Source organism: Pseudomonas sp. Sample_21, assembly GCF_004307525.1.
Classification (GTDB): Bacteria; Pseudomonadota; Gammaproteobacteria; order Pseudomonadales; family Pseudomonadaceae; genus Aquipseudomonas; species Aquipseudomonas atacamensis.
Genome location: NZ_RCNZ01000059.1, coordinates 100202 through 115718 on the forward strand (window position 1 = coordinate 100202; position 15517 = coordinate 115718).

Genomic DNA, 15517 nt, shown 5'->3' on the forward strand with positions numbered 1-15517 from the left:
GTTCAGCTTTCCCAACCGGCCTGATAGAGCTTGCCGTGGGCCTTGTCCAGTGCCGCGCGAACGGCCGGCGAATGCTGATAGATGTCGACGAACTTGATCAGGCGCGGGTCGGTTTTGCTCTTCGGCTGGATGACGAACTGGATCACGTATTCCTTGTGATCGAGACCGTCGAACAGCAGCGCCGAGCCGGCATCGAAGGTCTTCGCCAGACGGATGTAGGCTGGATAACCCTGGACCAGATCAGCGTCGTCATAAGCGCGCACCAGTTGCACGGCTTCGACCTGCAGAATCCTGATGTTCTTCGGATTGGCGACGATGTCGTCCTCGGTGGCTTTGTAGCCGACGCCCGGTTTCAGGGTGATCAACCCGGCCTTGGCGAGCAATTGCAGACCGCGACCGCTGTTGATCGGGTCGTTGGCGATGGCGACGCTGGCGCCTTCGGGCAGTTCATCGAAGCTTTTGTATTTCTTCGAATACAGGCCCACGTTGTTGATGATCCCAGGAGCGAATGGCACCAGATCGAAACCGGACGCGGCTTTGGCGTTTTCCAGAAACGGAATGTGCTGGAAATAATTCACATCAATGTCGCCAGCGGCGAGGCTGACGTTGGGCGCGATCCAGTCGGTGAATTCCACCAGCTCGACTTTCAGGCCTTGTTTGGAAGCTTCCTCGACGGCGGCTTCCAGCGGAATGGCGAAAGCGGCGGTGGTGCCGATTTTCAACGGGGCGTCGGCGGCGAAGATAGCCGAGCTGAACAGGCCGAAGGCCAAGGCCAGTGCTTTGACTGGGTGGGACAGGGTTTTTTTGGTCATGGTTGTTTTTCCAGTCAGTGCATGAATTTGTTGTGCCGGGGAGGGCCTCTTCGCGAGCAGGCTCGCTCCCACAGAGGCACGCATTTCAAATGTGGGAGCGAGCCTGCTCGCGAAGCTTCTGATGCCGGTACGAAGAGCCGGTATGTTGTTCAGGCAACTGCGCCTCACCGTGAAACAATTTCTCGCGCAAGGTGCCGCTGTCATACGCAGTCTTGTACGAGCCGCGCCGCTGCAACTCGGGAATCACCAGTTCGATGAAATCGACATAGCTTTCCGGGGTGACGATGCGCGTCAGGTTGAAGCCGTCCAGACCGGTTTCGGCGATCCACGACTCCAGCTCATCTGCGACTTTTTCAGGCGAACCGACCACGGTGATGTAGCGGCCACCGAGGGCGTGCTGGTCGAGCAATTTGCGCCGGGTCCAGTCGTTGTTCTGCAGGTTTTTCGTCGCCGACTGAATCGCATTGCTCTTCACGTACTGGATCGGTTCGTCGATTTCGTACTGGGCAAAGTCGATACCGGTGGACGCGGAAAAGTGCGCCACGCCGGCCTCGGCGCTGGCGTAGCTGAGATACTCGGCATGCTTGGCCCACGCCGCTTCTTCGGTGGCGCCAACGATCACATTGAGGCCCATGAACACCTTGATGTCTTGAGGATTGCGCCCGGCTTCGACGGCGCTGGCGCGGACCTTGTCGACCTGCACTTTGGTCGATGGTTTGTTCTGGCCGCTGATGAACACGCACTCGGCATGACGCCCGGCAAACAGCAAGCCGCGGTCGGAGCTACCGGCCTGAAACAGCACCGGCGTGCGCTGCGGTGACGGCTCGCAGAGGTGATAACCCTCGACCTGATAGAACTCGCCCCGGTGCTCGACCTTGTGCACTTTGTCCGGGTTGGCGTAGATGCGCTGCTCGCGATCGTTGCGCACCGAGCCGTTCTCCCAACTGCCTTCCCAGAGCTTGTACAAGACCTGCAGATATTCGTCGGCCTGGTCGTAGCGGCGGTCATGTTCGACCTGCTCGTTGAGACCCATGGCTTTGGCGGCGCTGTCCAGGTAACCGGTGACGATGTTCCAGCCAACGCGGCCGCGACTCAGATGATCGAGCGTCGACATGCGTCGGGCGAACAGATACGGCGGCTCGTAAGTGAGATTGGCAGTCAGGCCAAAGCCGAGGTTTCTGGTGACGGCGGCCATCGCTGAAACCAGCAGCAGCGGATCGTTGACCGGCAACTGGATCGACTCTTTCAGCGTGACGTCCACCGAGTTCTGGTAGACGTCGTAGACGCCGACGATATCAGCGATGAACAAGCCATCGAACAATCCACGCTCAAGCAACTGCGCCAGTTCGGTCCAGTACTCGATGGTGTTGTAGCGGGTCGAGGTGTCGCGCGGATGCGTCCAGAGGCCGTGATTGATGTGGCCGATGCAGTTCATGTTGAACGCGTTGAGCAGAATCTTCTTTTTCGCAGCAGTCATCAGATCGTCCCTCGCAGCGGAGGGTTTTCATCGTTGAGGTAGTAATTGCCCACGGCGTGATATTTCCAGCGCACCGGGTCGTGCAGGGTGTGCACGCGCGCGTTGCGCCAGTGCCGGTCGAGGCCGTGTTCGCTCAGCGTCGCCTGGCTGCCGGCCAGTTCGAACAGCGTGCTGCCGGCGGCGAGGGAAATTTCCGTGCTGATCGCCCGCGCCTCGGCAACCGCGATTGACGCGGCGGCGACGGTTTCCGCGTTGGTTTCGGCTTGCGCGGCATCGAGGATTTCGCCGGCACGTTCGAGCAAGGCTTCGGTGGCGTGCAGCCGAATGCTCAAGTGGCCGAAGCTCTTCAATGTCAGCGGATCTTCGGTGGCCGTGTCGTTGCCGGAATCGATCCACGGACGGGTCTTGCTGCGCACGAAATGCAAGGCGTCTTCGTAAGCAGCGCGGGCAATGCCGGTGTCGATGGCGGCGTGGAGAATCTGCGCCAGCGGGCCGACCGTGGTCGGGCGCTCGAAAGCGCTCTGGAACGGCAGCACGTCTTCCGCCGCTACATACACATCTTCGAACACCACCGAGCCGCTACCGGTGGTGCGCTGGCCGAAGCCGCTCCAGTCGTCGATCACCGTCAGGCCCTTGCTCTCGCGCGGGACGAAGGCCAGTTGCTGTACGCCGTTTTCATCGACCACCGACGTCGGGATGCGCTGCGCGTAAATCGCCCCGGTCGAGTAGAACTTGCGACCGTTGATGCGATAACCATCACCATCGCGGGTGAGACGGGTGACGCGGTCGTGAGCGGTTCTGGTGCCGAGTTCTGCCAGAGCATTGCCGAATCGCTGGCCGGCGAGGACCTCGGCGTACAGACGCTGTTTCTGTTCATCGCTGCCATTCACGCGCAGCACTTCCAGTGCGTAGAAATGGTTCTGCGGAATCTGCCCGAGCGAGCCGTCCGCCTGCGCGATCAGGGCGATGACTTTGGCCAGGGTGACGTTGGAAACACCTGCGCCGCCATATTCTTTCGGCACGCTGATGCCCCACAGGCCGGAGCGGGAAAACACTTCCAGCTCGGCCAATGGCAGGCGGCGTTCGCGGTCGCGCAGGGCGCTGTCGCGTTTGAAATCTTCGGCCAGGTCGCTGGCGACGATCAGGGCTTGCTCATCGCTGGTGATGAGCGCGACGTGATGGGAAAGCGTCATAGGGGGTTCTCCAGATGACTGGTCGTCTCAGATCCAGGAATGGCGAGCCGGCAAAGTGCCGTTCAGGCGATAGGCGCCGACCGCGTGATATTTCCAGCGCACCGGGTCGTGCAGGGTGTGCACGCGGGCGTTGCGCCAGTGGCGGTCGAGATTGAATTCGGCGAGGGTCGCGCGGCTGCCGGCCAGTTCGAAGAGCTTTTCGCTGGCCAGCAGCGAAATCTCGGTGGTCAGCACTTTTGCTTCGGCCACGGCGATCGAAGCGCGTGCGGCGGATTCGGCAGTCAGCGGCGCGGCGTGGACTTCATCGAGCACTTTGCCGGCCTTGCGCAGCAGCGCTTCGGCGGCGTGCAGTTCGATTTTCAGTTTGCCGATATCGGCGATCACGTAGAGGTCATCGCTGGCGCGCTCGACCTTGGCGTCGATCCATGGCCGTGCGCGGGTTTTGACGAAGTCGATGGCGTCGTCGATGGCGCCACGGGCGATGCCGGCGTCAATGGCCGCTTGAATCAGCTGCGACACTGCGCCCTGGGTGTTCGGCTTGTCGTTGATCTTCCAGTTGTCGATGACCAGGCTCGACTCGACGCGCACGTTGTTCAGCAGGATCGTGCCGCTGGCCGTGGTGCGCTGACCGAAGCCCGACCAGTCATCGACGATGCGCAAACCCGGCGTGCCGCGCCGGACGAAGGCCAGCACCTGTTTACCGTCATCGTTGAGCGCTTTCACCGCGACCCAATGCGCAAACAGCGCGCCGGTGGAGTAGAACTTCTGGCCGTTGATCACGTTATGGTCGCCGTCGGCGCTGATTCGTGCCTTCAGTTCCAAGGTGTTTTTCGTGCCACGTTCCGGGCCGGCATTGCCTATGCGCCAGCCTTCCAGAACACTCTGGAACAGCTGCTTTTTCTGCGCTTCGGTAGCGGTGCCGAGCAGCAGATGGATGATGCCGAACTGGTTCTGCGGGATCTGCCCGAGCGCCGGGTCGACGGCAGAAATGATCGCAAAGACGTCAGCCAGCGTGACGAAGGAAACCTGCGGGCCACCGTACTCACGCGGGATGGCAATGCTGCCCAGACCGCTGCGGGTGAACTGTTCAATTTCCGACCAAGGCAGCTTGCGCTGCCGGTCGCGTTTGGCCGCCTGCACTCGGGCGGCTTGCGCCAGATCAAAGGCGGCCTTGATCGCTTGAGCGTCGTTGCGCAGTACTTGCGCGGGCAACAACAGCGGGGCGATGTCCAGATCGGACTGCACGTTGGCATCTGCAAGACTGGACATCAGTGCCGCTCCCTGGCTGCACGCAATGCCCTGGCGATCTGCACTGGGGTGATTGTGTTCCGGACCATACCTACCTCACATCTCATGAAAAACGCCGCGAAGTGCGACGATTGAAAGAATGTCCGGTGGTCCGGTGCATATACCCTAATCGCGTATAAAAATTAAATAAACTAACTTCTAGGAATATGCATAGAAGGGGAGATGTTCGGCTTGGTTAACGAGTTTCAGGTGAGAAGTTATTGACCTCCCACCTTGGGCAGGCCTCACTTGGTACGCGATTCGGCAGCCTTGAATTCGGGTTTCAACGGGACTTTTACGTACGGATTCACGCAACCGATTTTCAACGTGCGCGGCGGCGCCCAGCGCGAGTTGTTACCGACCCGGTCGAGGATGCAGTACGTCACGTCCAGTCGCAGGTCTTCGCCCGCTTCGACGATCACCGCCGGTGGCACCCAGACCTGAATCGGCAGCCCGACATCGGCCGAAGTGACTGGCGCCAGATCCATGCGCACATCGCCCCAGCGCAATGTGATGGCGTCGTCTTCTGCCATGTTCAGGTAAGGCTCTATAGTCAGCGGCACGCCGCGTTTGATCTGGCTGGGATTCACGCCTTGACGGCGAATCGCTTCGGGGATGGTCACTGGTGCCAGTTGCTGGTTTTCGTCTTCGCACTGCCCAGTGGGCTGGCCACCGGGGCAATCGAGTTTGACCTGCACCCGAGTCGCCGCCGACAGTGCCGGACCCTGGCCGACCTGCATCACGCGGTAGTGAATGCGCGCGGTGCCATTGGTGATGAAACTCTCCGGCACGCGCAGACTGACCGACTCGCCCACATCGGCCGCGCTGAGGACTTTTGACGCGACATAGCATTTGTTCCAGAACAGTTCGATCAGATCGCCAACGTCCATGTCGCGGTAGGGCGGTACACCGATCAGCAGATGGGCCGCTGTCGCCTGGTTGATGCCGGTTTTTTGTGCGCATGCCAGCGTTGGCGCTGCAAGTTCGGGGGTGTGCGAAGTGCGGGTCATCGGTTTCTCTCCTTGAAGTCTTGCAGCGAAATCCGTTTCTGGAAAACAAAAAAGACGCGAATCAACTGGCAATAAAAGCGAAAACTATTTGTTCGGTTTTAGTGCGAGTTGTTTGAACTAATTGGCGCCGGTTGCCGACTAGATAAAAGTCTGCGGAGAGGGGTGTCAATAGAGCGGCTTAGTTAATGCGTGAATTACAAGTTAATCAGAAAGCTCCTACGTCACCTAGGCAATATGCCTAGTGGTACGCGCGAAACCAGCTACAGATAAACGGCAATTGCGCAGGGTTTTGTGCGGGTTTGTTCGCAGGCAAACGTATGGAAATATGACGATTCGAAGATGCGCGTAACCGTTGCGCAATATATATCTGCGCTCGCAAGTAACAAATGTAGAGAAGATTGAAATGCCGGGAGAGAGGTAACTTCCATCCGTGGAAGTGGAGGGGTGTTGCTGAAAAAGTTGTCAGGCGTGATTCAGAAACTTGCTGAGAAACTGTTTGGTGCGTTCTTCTTTCGGGTTGGCAAACAGTGCCTTGGCTTCACCCTGTTCAACAATTACGCCCTTGTCGAAAAACACCACGCGATTGGCCACGTCACGGGCAAAGCCCATTTCATGGGTGACAATCACCATGGTGCGATTTTCTTCGGCAAGACCGCGAATGGTTGCCAGCACTTCACCGACCAGTTCCGGGTCGAGCGCTGAAGTCGGTTCGTCGAACAGAATCACTTCCGGCTCCATCGCCAGCGCCCGGGCGATTGCCACGCGCTGTTGCTGGCCACCGGAGAGACGGCGCGGATAGGCGTCCTCTTTGCCGGCAAGCCCCACTTTGGTCAGCAGCTTTTTACCCAGAGCAACTGCCTGGTCGCGCGGCATCTTCTTGACCACGATCGGGCCCTCGATGACGTTTTCCAAAGCGGTGCGATGGGGGAACAGGTTGAAGTTCTGGAACACGAAGCCGACGTGCTGGCGCAGGTTGCGCACCAGACTTTGCTGCTGGTTCAGCGGGCGGCTGGTATCGATTTCGATATCGCCGACCTTGATCCGGCCGCTGGTGGGTTCTTCGAGGAAATTCAGGCAACGCAGGAACGTCGTTTTCCCCGAGCCGCTGGGGCCGATGATCGCGACGACTTCGCCTTCCTTTACCTCAAGGTCGATGCCGTTGAGCACGACCTGACCCTTGAATTGCTTGGTCAGTTTTTCCACGACAATCATCGCGTCAGGACTCCTGGTCGTGCCGATTGACCCGCTCTTCCAACTTGTTCTGCAAGTGCGAAAGCACCGTGGCCAGAATCCAGTAGATCAGCGCGGCGGCAAGATACATGGTGAAGACTTCGAAAGTCCGGGCGGTAATCAGCTGCGCCTGACGGAACAGCTCCGGCACCTGAATGGTCGCGGCCAGCGCCGTGTCCTTGACCAGCGAAATGAAGCTGTTGCCCAGCGGCGGTAATGCCGTGCGCATCGCTTGCGGCAGGATGGCCCGGCGCAGGGTCTGCGCGCGGGTCATGCCGATACTCGCAGCGGCTTCCCACTGACCGCGTTCGATCGAACCGATCGCGGCACGCAGGATTTCACAGGCGTAGGCGGCCATGTTCAGCGAGAAACCGATCAGCGCTGCCGGCAGCGGATCAAGCTCCATGCCCAGTTGCGGCAAGCCGTAATAGATCACGAACAGCTGCACCAGCAACGGCGTACCGCGAAAGAACGACACGTAGATGCGGGCCAGCCAACTGACCGATTTGAAACGTGACAGACGCATCAGCGCGAGGCCGAAGCCCAGCAGCAGACCGAAGAACATCCCGCCGAGGCTGAGGACTACCGTGTAGTACGCGCCCTTCAACAGAAAGGGCGCGGAATCCAGCGCGAGTTGGAAAGCCTCTTCCATTATTTAGTGACGTCTGCGTTGAAGTATTTCTTCGACAGTTTCTCGAGAGTGCCGTCAGCATGCAGTTCGTCGAGCGCCTTGTTCACCGCAGCCAGCAGTTCAGGCTCGCCTTTGCGCAGGGCGATACCGGATTCCTGACGGGAGAAGGCCTCACCGGCAGCGACGGTTTTCGGGGCTTTCTTGGCGTATTCGAGGGCAGCCAGACGGTCGATAAGGATGGCATCGGTACGACCGTTGTTGAGGTCGGCGAACTTGGTCGGATCATCGTCGTAGGTGCGCACGTCAGCACCCGGCACGTTGGCGCGAACCCACTGCTCGTAGTTGGTACCCAGGCCGACACCGACTTTCTTGCCGGACAGGTCAGCGGCGGTCTTGATGTTCAGCGCCGACTCTTTGCTTTTCAGCACGAGGGCCTGGATGCCGGAGACGGTGTAGGGTTCGGAGAAGTCATACTTCTTCTTGCGCTCGTCGGAGATGGTCACTTGGTTGACCACCAGATCCAGACGTTTGGATTCCAGCGCGGCGAGGATACCGTCCCATTTGGTCGGCTGAATCTTGGCCTTGACGCCGAGTTTTTGCGCCAGCGCTTCGGACAGCTCCACTTCAAAACCCGACAGCTTGCCGTTCTCGTCGACGAAGCTGAACGGTGGGTAAGTGCCTTCCAGGCCGACGTTGAGCACGCCTTTGTCCTTGATCTGTTGCAACTGCTCACCGGCCACTGCCTGACCGATCAGGCCGGCGCTGAGCGCAAGACCCAGCGAACCGACCAGCAGAGTGCGACGTAGTGCGGAAAAATTCATGACAAGCCCCTGTGTTTTCTTATGGAAGACGCTTAAGGAATGTAGGCAAATTGGTGATTTGAACGACAGCGCTATCCTGCCTTAAAGCAGCTTAAGCGTCTCGCCCGAAATTCGCCTGCGGCGAGACTATAAGATGTCTGTTTTAGAGTTGAAAATACTAGATTTTCTTTCTTTTAGGGTTTTTTGGAATATGCACCCGTTCAGTTGTGGCGAGGGGATTTATCCCCGTTCGGCTGCACTACAGTTGCAAAGTCCTGCGACGTGTACTCACTTGCGAAAGCAAGGGGCCGCTCCGCGACCCAACGGGGATAAATCCCCTCGCTACAGATATCTGCAATCTGCAGTGATCATCTTGTCAGAAAATCCTTGTAGGCAAACAACGCCGGCGCGCCGCCGGTGTGCAGGAAGATGATCGGGCCGTCATCGAAGCGCTGCCGGCCAATCCCGTCGAGCAGACCGGCCATGGCCTTGCCGGTGTAGACCGGGTCAAGCAACAGACCTTCCTGTGCGGCCAACAGTTTCACCGCCGCCAGCGTTCCGGCATTCGGCTCGCCATAACGCGGGGCGAAATATTCGTCCCACAGCTCGACCTTGAAGCTGGCCGGCAACTCGACGCCCAGCAGCTCTGCCGTGCGTTCGGCCAGACCCTGCACCTTCGGGCGCTGATCTTCTTCACTGCGCGAAACGGTCACGCCGATCACCGGCAGTTGCGGCAGCGCCTGACTCAGCGCCAGCCCCAGACCACTGTGGGTCCCGGCACTGCCCGACGCCAGCAACACAGCGGCGAAATCGAGGCCGCTGTCCTTGATCTGCTCAGCCAGCTCCAGCCCGGCGCGCACATAACCCAGAGCACCAAGGGCGTTGGAGCCGCCGATCGGCACCAGATACGGCTTCTTGCCGTTGCTGCGCAGGCGCACGGCCAGGGCGGCCAGTTGTTCGTCGGCATTATCGAGGTTGTCGACCAGTTCGACCTTGGTGTCGAACAGATCGAGCAGCAAGCGGTTGCCGTTGCCGGTGTAATTTCCGTCATCAGTGCCCAGCGGGTTTTCCAGCAGCGCCACACAACCGAGGCCGAGTTTCGCCGCCAGTGCGGCGGTCTGGCGCACGTGGTTCGATTGCAGCGCACCGGCCGTGATCAGCGTGTCAGCACCTTGCGCGAGCGCGTCGGCGGCGAGGTATTCGAGTTTGCGCAGCTTGTTGCCACCCATCGCCAGCGGCGTCAGGTCATCGCGCTTGATGTACACCTCGCGACCGAGCCAGGTGGACAGGCGTTCGAGTTTTTCCAGCGGCGTGGGGGGGCTCAGCAGTTCGAGACGGGGGAAGCGTTGCAGCTGTTGTTTGATCATTGGTCCGTACTGGCGCAGAAGAATGAAAGGACTATAGGCACGCGTTTTTGCCCGGGCAACCGCCAATCGCTTATAGCCAAATGGACTGAGGCCAGCACTATCGGTTCTTAATTCGTCGGCAAAGGCATGCCGTAAAGTAGGCGCCGATGACGCGGCCAGACAGTCCGGCCGCCCGTGAGGAGTCTTTACCGTGAGCGAGCGTTCCAGCCATTGGCAATTGCAGACCATCGTCAGCCAGCTGCGCAGCGCGCGGGATCAGTGGCGCGCACTGAATGGCCGGGCTTCAGGGGAGCAGGGCGGCCGCGAATTGCCATCGCGAGCGGCGATGGCGGAAATCCTCGAGGCGCTGTGTGGCGCGCTGTTCCCGATGCGTCTGGGGCCGGTCGATCTGCGTGAAGAAAGTGAAGATTTCTACGTCGGCCACACGCTTGATGTAGCGCTGAATGCCTTGCTGGCGCAGACGCGCCTGGAGTTGCGTTACGTTGCCCGCCACAGCGCGCAGGACGACAGTGAAGTCGAAACCCGCGCCATCCAGATCGTGCAGGATTTCGCCTTGGCCTTGCCGGGCCTGCGCACGCTGCTCGACACCGATGTGCTCGCGGCCTATCACGGCGACCCGGCGGCACGCAGCGTTGATGAAGTGCTGCTGTGCTATCCGGGCATTCTTGCGGTGATTCACCATCGCCTGGCGCACCATTTATACCGTGCAGGGCTGCCGCTGCTGGCGCGGATCAGCGCGGAAATCGCGCACTCGGCGACCGGCATCGATATCCACCCGGGCGCGCAGATCGGCCGCAGCTTCTTTATCGATCACGGCACCGGTGTAGTGATTGGCGAAACCGCGATCATTGGTGAGCGAGTGCGGATTTATCAGGCGGTGACCCTGGGGGCCAAGCGCTTCCCGGCGGATGAGGACGGCCAATTGCAGAAGGGCCATCCGCGTCACCCGATCGTTGAGGATGACGTGGTGATTTACGCCGGGGCGACGATTCTCGGACGGATCACCATCGGCAAGGGCTCGACCATTGGCGGCAACGTCTGGCTGACACGTAGCGTGCCGGCGGGGGCGAATCTGACGCAGGCGAATCTGCAGCATGATGACGGGACGCAGAAGTAAGTCTTGAATCTGTGTTGTTGTATCGGGCCTCTTCGCGAGCAGGCTCGCTCCCACATTGGAATGCGTTTCAGATGTGGGAGCGAGCCTGCTCGCGAGATTTCCAGGCCGGATCAAGGTAGTGGCCTTAAGCCAATTCATCAGTGAACGAATCTCTCCAAACCCGCGTCATACCCCTCTTTGGGCGCTGTAGGAAACCTACCGCCCAGCCCTGCGATTAGTCCTTACCACCCCATTCATGTTTAACTTGAACGTTCATTCAAGTTAAACCGGTGGTTCGCTGCCCGCTCACAACAGGAGGCTTGCCTTTGCTGAGTCCGATCATTTCAGCCACGCTTCAAACCTTCGAGGTGCACCTTTCATGAGTGCATCGTCTACCCCCGCCAGCGGTCTGGTACGCATGAATCCGCCGGTGTTCTACTTCGCCGCGACGGTCATTCTGCTGTTTGGTCTGGTCGTCATCGCCATCCCCGAACAGGCCGGCGCCTGGTTGCTGGAAGCGCAGAACTGGGCGGCCAACACGGTCGGCTGGTACTACATGCTCGCGATGACCCTGTATCTGGTCTTCGTGGTGGTCACCGCCTTATCCGGCTACGGCAAGATAAAACTCGGTGCCGACCACGACGAGCCCGAATTCAGTTACCTGTCCTGGGCCGGCATGCTGTTCGCCGCCGGGATCAGCATCACGCTGTTTTTCTTCTGCGTTTCCGAACCGCTGACCCACATGCTGCAGCCACCGCAAGGCGACGCTGGCACGGCGGATGCGGCACGCCAGGCGATGCAGATCCTGTTCCTGCACTGGGGCCTGCATGGCTGGGGCGTGTTTGCCTTTGTCGGCATGGCACTGGCCTATTTCGCTTATCGGCACAATCTGCCGCTGGCCCTGCGTTCGGCGCTGTATCCGCTGATCGGCAAACGCATCAACGGCCCGATCGGCTATGCGGTGGACGGCTTCGGCATCATCGCCACGGTGTTCGGTCTTGGTGCCGACATGGGCTTCGGCGTGTTGCACCTCAACTCGGGCCTGGATTATCTGTTCGGCATCGCCCACACCCAGTGGATTCAGGTCGGCCTGATCACGCTGATGATGGGCGCGGCGATCATCGTTGCGGTGTCCGGCGTCGACAAAGGCGTGCGGGTGATGTCCGATATCAACATGCTGCTGGCCTGCGGGCTGCTGCTGTTCGTGTTGTTCGCCGGGCCGACACAGCACCTGCTCAACACCCTGATCCAGAACGTCGGCGATTACCTCGGCGCCCTGCCGATGAAGAGTTTCGACCTCTACGCCTACGACAAACCGAGCGACTGGCTGGGTGGCTGGACGGTGTTCTACTGGGCCTGGTGGATTGCATGGTCGCCGTTTGTGGGCCTGTTCATTGCGCGGATTTCTCGTGGTCGCACCATCCGTGAATTCGTCTTCGGCGTGCTGTTGATCCCGCTCGGTTTCACCCTGGCGTGGATGTCGATCTTCGGCAACAGCGCCTTGGACCAGGTGCTCAATCACGGCATGAGTGCGCTGGGCATGTCGGCCATCGACAATCCGTCGATGAGCATTTATCTGCTGCTGGAAACCTACCCATGGAGCAAGCCCGTCATCGCCGTGACGGTGTTCATCAGCTTCGTGTTCTTCGTGACGTCTGCGGACTCTGGCACCGTGGTGCTCTCGACCCTGTCGGCGAAGGGCGGCAACCCGGATGAAGACGGGCCGAAATGGCTGCGGGTGTTCTGGGGCGCGATGACCGCGCTGATCACCAGTGCGCTGCTGTTCTCCGGCAGCATCGATGCGCTGAAGTCGGCGGTGGTGCTGACCTCGTTGCCGTTCTCGTTGATTCTGCTGCTGATGATGTGGGGCCTGCACAAGGCGTTCTATCTGGAATCGCAGAAGCAGATCGCGCAGTTGCATTCGCTGGCGCCGGTCTCCGGTTCGCGGCGTGGCACCGGTGGATGGCGTCAGCGTCTGAGCCAGGCCGTGCACTTCCCGTCCCGCGACGAGGTGTACCGCTTCATGGAAAGCACAGTGCGCCCGGCAATCGAGGAAGTGACCGCCGTGTTCGTCGAAAAAGGTCTGCACGTCGTCACTCAGCCGGATCCGGCGCATGACAACGTCAGCCTGGAAATCGGTCATGGCGAGCAGCATCCGTTCATCTATCAGGTGCAGATGCGCGGCTACTTCACGCCATCGTTCGCGCGCGGCGGCATGGGTTCCAAGCAACTCAACAATCGCCGCTACTACCGCGCCGAAGTGCACTTGAGCGAGGGCAGTCAGGACTACGATCTGGTCGGCTACACCAAAGAACAGATCATCAACGACATCCTCGACCAGTACGAACGGCACATGCAGTTCCTGCATCTGGTGCGTTGATCCAACGGCTGAGCGCCGAGAGTTTTTTACGCCTCGGCGTTCAGCACTATGAACAGCACCACCGCCGCCGCCGGCACACCGAATATCGCACTGCCCATCGCAATCTTGGGCCCCGCCGTTGATCCGTCCATCTGTGATGATCACGAAACGGACTATTATTTATCCAAGTGTGTATGGTGTGTATCGCTGCGCGCTTTGTGCCCTAGAGTTGTAATTCTTGACGTCGGAAAGGGCGAAGGAAACCTTTATGAAATTCCCGGTCGTTCTGCACAAGGATGCCGACTCGGACTACGGCGTGGTCATTCCGGACGTACCGGGGTGTTATTCCGCAGGCGCCACGGTAGCCGAAGCTTTTGAAAACACGCAGGAAGCACTGGCGCTGCATTACGAAGGGCTGGTAGCCGATGGCGCGCCGTTGCCACAGGTGCGCGACATCGATGCCCACCTTGATAACCCGGATTACGCGGGCGGGATCTGGGGCGTGGTCGACTTTGACATCACGCCTTACTTCGGCAAATCAGTGCGCTTCAATGCCACATTGCCCGAGCAGTTGCTGGAACGTATTGACCAGACTGTCCGTCGAGACCGGCGCTACCGTTCCCGGTCCGGATTTCTGGCGGCCGCTGCGCTGCGCGAATTGTCGGTATGACGCAGATTCTGCGGGAACGAGCCTGCTCGCTCCCGCAGTCAGGTGCTTTCCCGCTCGATCACTTGGCATCGCAGCAGATTCAGCCGCTGCACTTCGTCGCTCGGCAATACCCCAAGGCTTTCCAGCACCCGCGTTGCCGCCAGCACGCCAATCTCCAGCGAGTCTGAAGCGCAGGAAAAAATGTGAAACGTTTCAGCAATTGGTCGAACCGGAGGTCGGCGCCGCGCTGCTTGGGCGTATGCTGGGCGGGTTGTTCAGAATTGGATATGAAGGCCGGACGTTGCGGCAGAACCTGGAGCTGGTTCGACCTGCAAATCGCTTTGCCTGATTGATGGGGCTTTTGTGGCGAGGGGATTCATCCCCGTTCGGCTGCGAAGCAGTCGTAAAACCAGCGCGCCCGGTACAGCTGATTCACCGAGGTTTCAGGTTTTGGGGCGGCTTCGCCACCCATCGGGGATAAATCCCCTCGCCACATAGTTTGGTTTCACCCTCAATCCGCTGTTAATCAAACAAGAGAGGATTCGATGACTTACACCGCTGCCGAAAACCGCTACGACTCCATTCCTTACCGCCGCGTCGGTCGCAGCGGTCTGGTGCTGCCGGCATTGTCGCTGGGCCTGTGGCACAACTTTGGCGACAGCACGCCGATCGAGACCCAGCGTGCCTTGCTGCGCACCGCGTTCGATCTGGGCATCAACCATTTCGATCTGGCCAACAACTACGGCCCGCCATACGGCAGCGCCGAGATCAATTTCGGTCGCCTGCTGCGCGAAGACTTCAAGCAATATCGCGACGAGTTGATCATCTCCAGCAAGGCCGGTTGGGACATGTGGCCCGGCCCGTACGGCCAGGGCGGCGGTTCGCGCAAATACGTGCTGGCCAGCCTCGACCAGAGCCTGCAACGCTTGGGTCTGGATTATGTGGACATCTTCTATTCGCACCGCTTCGACCCGGACACCCCGCTGGAAGAAACCGCCAGCGCCCTCGCCACCGCTGTGCAGCAGGGCAAGGCTTTGTACATCGGCATCTCGTCCTATTCCGGGGTGAAAACCCGCGAGATGGCCGGGCTGCTGAAAGAGTGGAAAGTGCCGCTGCTGATTCATCAGCCGGCGTACAACCTGCTCAATCGCTGGGTGGAAAAGGATCTGCTCGATACCACCGATGAACTCGGCACGGGCGTCATCGCCTTCACGCCGCTGGCGCAGGGTTTGCTCACCGACAAATATCTCAACGGCGTACCGGCCGATGCGCGGGTCAATCGCCCGGGCGGCGGCTCGTTGCAGGCTTCGCACTTGTCCGAAGCAAACATCGCTCACGTGCGAGCGTTGAACGAGATCGCCCAGCGTCGCGGCCAGAGTCTGGCGCAACTGGCATTGGCGTGGACACTGCGTGATCCACGAGTGACCTCGGCACTGATCGGCGCGAGCCGGCCGGAGCAGATCATCGAGAACGTCGGCGCGCTGAAGAATCTGAATTTCAGCGCTGAAGAGCTGGCGGAGATTGACCGGTTTGCCCAGGAGGGCGGGATCAATCTGTGGGAGAAGCCTTCGACGGCCGAATAAGCCGCTTAGAGGATCGTTCCCAC

At 59.9% G+C, this 15517-nt stretch carries 13 protein-coding genes and 1 pseudogene; 4 read left to right on the top strand and 10 right to left on the bottom strand.

The features are described from left to right. Window positions 1–2: 2 nt before the first annotated feature. The 9 genes from D8U71_RS08555 to D8U71_RS08595 form a co-directional block, all read right to left on the bottom strand. A complete protein-coding gene (locus D8U71_RS08555; protein WP_110644773.1) occupies window positions 3–812 on the bottom strand; it encodes a MetQ/NlpA family ABC transporter substrate-binding protein in 810 nt (269 codons plus the stop codon). Window positions 813–897: 85 nt separating this feature from the next. Next, window positions 898–2289, bottom strand: a complete 1392-nt coding sequence (locus tag D8U71_RS08560) for an LLM class flavin-dependent oxidoreductase (RefSeq protein WP_130887594.1) — start codon at window positions 2287–2289, stop codon at window positions 898–900. Further along, window positions 2289–3482, bottom strand: coding sequence for an SfnB family sulfur acquisition oxidoreductase (locus D8U71_RS08565; protein WP_130887595.1), 1194 nt, complete (start codon window positions 3480–3482; stop codon window positions 2289–2291). Before D8U71_RS08565 ends, D8U71_RS08560 begins: the two co-directional genes overlap by 1 nt. A 27-nt stretch (window positions 3483–3509) precedes the next feature. After that, a complete protein-coding gene (locus tag D8U71_RS08570) occupies window positions 3510–4751 on the bottom strand; it encodes an SfnB family sulfur acquisition oxidoreductase (protein WP_130887596.1) in 1242 nt (413 codons plus the stop codon). Between the two features lie 263 nt (window positions 4752–5014). Continuing rightward, window positions 5015–5779, bottom strand: coding sequence for a hypothetical protein (locus D8U71_RS08575; RefSeq protein WP_130887597.1), 765 nt, complete (start codon window positions 5777–5779; stop codon window positions 5015–5017). A 462-nt stretch (window positions 5780–6241) separates the two neighbouring features. Continuing rightward, window positions 6242–6991, bottom strand: coding sequence for an L-cystine ABC transporter ATP-binding protein TcyN (gene tcyN / locus D8U71_RS08580; protein WP_076565047.1), 750 nt, complete (start codon window positions 6989–6991; stop codon window positions 6242–6244). 4 nt (window positions 6992–6995) lie between these two features. Beyond that, window positions 6996–7661 carry a cystine ABC transporter permease gene (tcyL, locus tag D8U71_RS08585; RefSeq protein ID WP_016772200.1) on the bottom strand — a complete coding sequence of 222 codons (666 nt, stop codon included), beginning with the start codon at window positions 7659–7661 and terminating at the stop codon, window positions 6996–6998. Next, window positions 7661–8461 (bottom strand): cystine ABC transporter substrate-binding protein, encoded by an 801-nt coding sequence (gene tcyJ, locus D8U71_RS08590; protein WP_130887598.1) that lies wholly within the window; start codon window positions 8459–8461, stop codon window positions 7661–7663. The genes tcyL and tcyJ overlap by 1 nt, the downstream gene beginning before the upstream one ends. Before the next feature lie 347 nt (window positions 8462–8808). Beyond that, window positions 8809–9807, bottom strand: a complete 999-nt coding sequence (locus tag D8U71_RS08595; protein WP_130887599.1) for a D-cysteine desulfhydrase — start codon at window positions 9805–9807, stop codon at window positions 8809–8811. A 190-nt stretch (window positions 9808–9997) separates the two neighbouring features. Between D8U71_RS08595 and epsC the strand changes: the two genes are divergently transcribed. The 3 genes from epsC to D8U71_RS08610 all read left to right on the top strand — a co-directional run bounded on the left by epsC (window position 9998) and on the right by D8U71_RS08610 (window position 13932). Then, complete coding sequence (gene epsC / locus D8U71_RS08600; RefSeq protein WP_016772197.1) at window positions 9998–10924, top strand: serine O-acetyltransferase EpsC; 927 nt, start codon at window positions 9998–10000, stop codon at window positions 10922–10924. A 397-nt stretch (window positions 10925–11321) separates the two neighbouring features. Beyond that, entirely contained in the window at window positions 11322–13283 is a 1962-nt protein-coding gene (gene betT / locus D8U71_RS08605; protein WP_177434893.1) for a choline transporter BetT, read from the top strand. Between the two features lie 247 nt (window positions 13284–13530). Continuing rightward, window positions 13531–13932 (top strand): type II toxin-antitoxin system HicB family antitoxin, encoded by a 402-nt coding sequence (locus D8U71_RS08610; RefSeq protein ID WP_130887601.1) that lies wholly within the window; start codon window positions 13531–13533, stop codon window positions 13930–13932. Between the two features lie 38 nt (window positions 13933–13970). Here the strand turns inward: D8U71_RS08610 and D8U71_RS08615 are convergent. Continuing rightward, window positions 13971–14093: pseudogene (locus D8U71_RS08615) on the bottom strand (LacI family transcriptional regulator); the annotation flags it as partial. A gap of 363 nt (window positions 14094–14456) precedes the next feature. Here D8U71_RS08615 and mgrA point away from each other — a divergent pair. After that, window positions 14457–15494 (top strand): L-glyceraldehyde 3-phosphate reductase, encoded by a 1038-nt coding sequence (gene mgrA / locus D8U71_RS08620; RefSeq protein WP_130887602.1) that lies wholly within the window; start codon window positions 14457–14459, stop codon window positions 15492–15494. Window positions 15495–15517: the final 23 nt, after the last annotated feature.

Bases quoted from the DNA above. Each gene is read 5' to 3' on its own strand.
- D8U71_RS08555 (WP_110644773.1), bottom strand. From the start codon at position 812: ATGACCAAAAAAACCCTGTCCCACCCAGTCAAAGCACTGGCCTTGGCC.
- betT (WP_177434893.1), top strand. From the start codon at position 11,322: ATGAATCCGCCGGTGTTCTACTTCGCCGCGACGGTCATTCTGCTGTTT.
- D8U71_RS08570 (WP_130887596.1), bottom strand. From the start codon at position 4,751: ATGTCCAGTCTTGCAGATGCCAACGTGCAGTCCGATCTGGACATCGCC.
- D8U71_RS08595 (WP_130887599.1), bottom strand. From the start codon at position 9,807: ATGATCAAACAACAGCTGCAACGCTTCCCCCGTCTCGAACTGCTGAGC.
- mgrA (WP_130887602.1), top strand. From the start codon at position 14,457: ATGACTTACACCGCTGCCGAAAACCGCTACGACTCCATTCCTTACCGC.
- tcyJ (WP_130887598.1), bottom strand. From the start codon at position 8,461: ATGAATTTTTCCGCACTACGTCGCACTCTGCTGGTCGGTTCGCTGGGT.
- D8U71_RS08610 (WP_130887601.1), top strand. From the start codon at position 13,531: ATGAAATTCCCGGTCGTTCTGCACAAGGATGCCGACTCGGACTACGGC.
- D8U71_RS08560 (WP_130887594.1), bottom strand. From the start codon at position 2,289: ATGACTGCTGCGAAAAAGAAGATTCTGCTCAACGCGTTCAACATGAAC.
- D8U71_RS08565 (WP_130887595.1), bottom strand. From the start codon at position 3,482: ATGACGCTTTCCCATCACGTCGCGCTCATCACCAGCGATGAGCAAGCC.
- D8U71_RS08575 (WP_130887597.1), bottom strand. From the start codon at position 5,779: ATGACCCGCACTTCGCACACCCCCGAACTTGCAGCGCCAACGCTGGCA.
- tcyN (WP_076565047.1), bottom strand. From the start codon at position 6,991: ATGATTGTCGTGGAAAAACTGACCAAGCAATTCAAGGGTCAGGTCGTG.
- tcyL (WP_016772200.1), bottom strand. From the start codon at position 7,661: ATGGAAGAGGCTTTCCAACTCGCGCTGGATTCCGCGCCCTTTCTGTTG.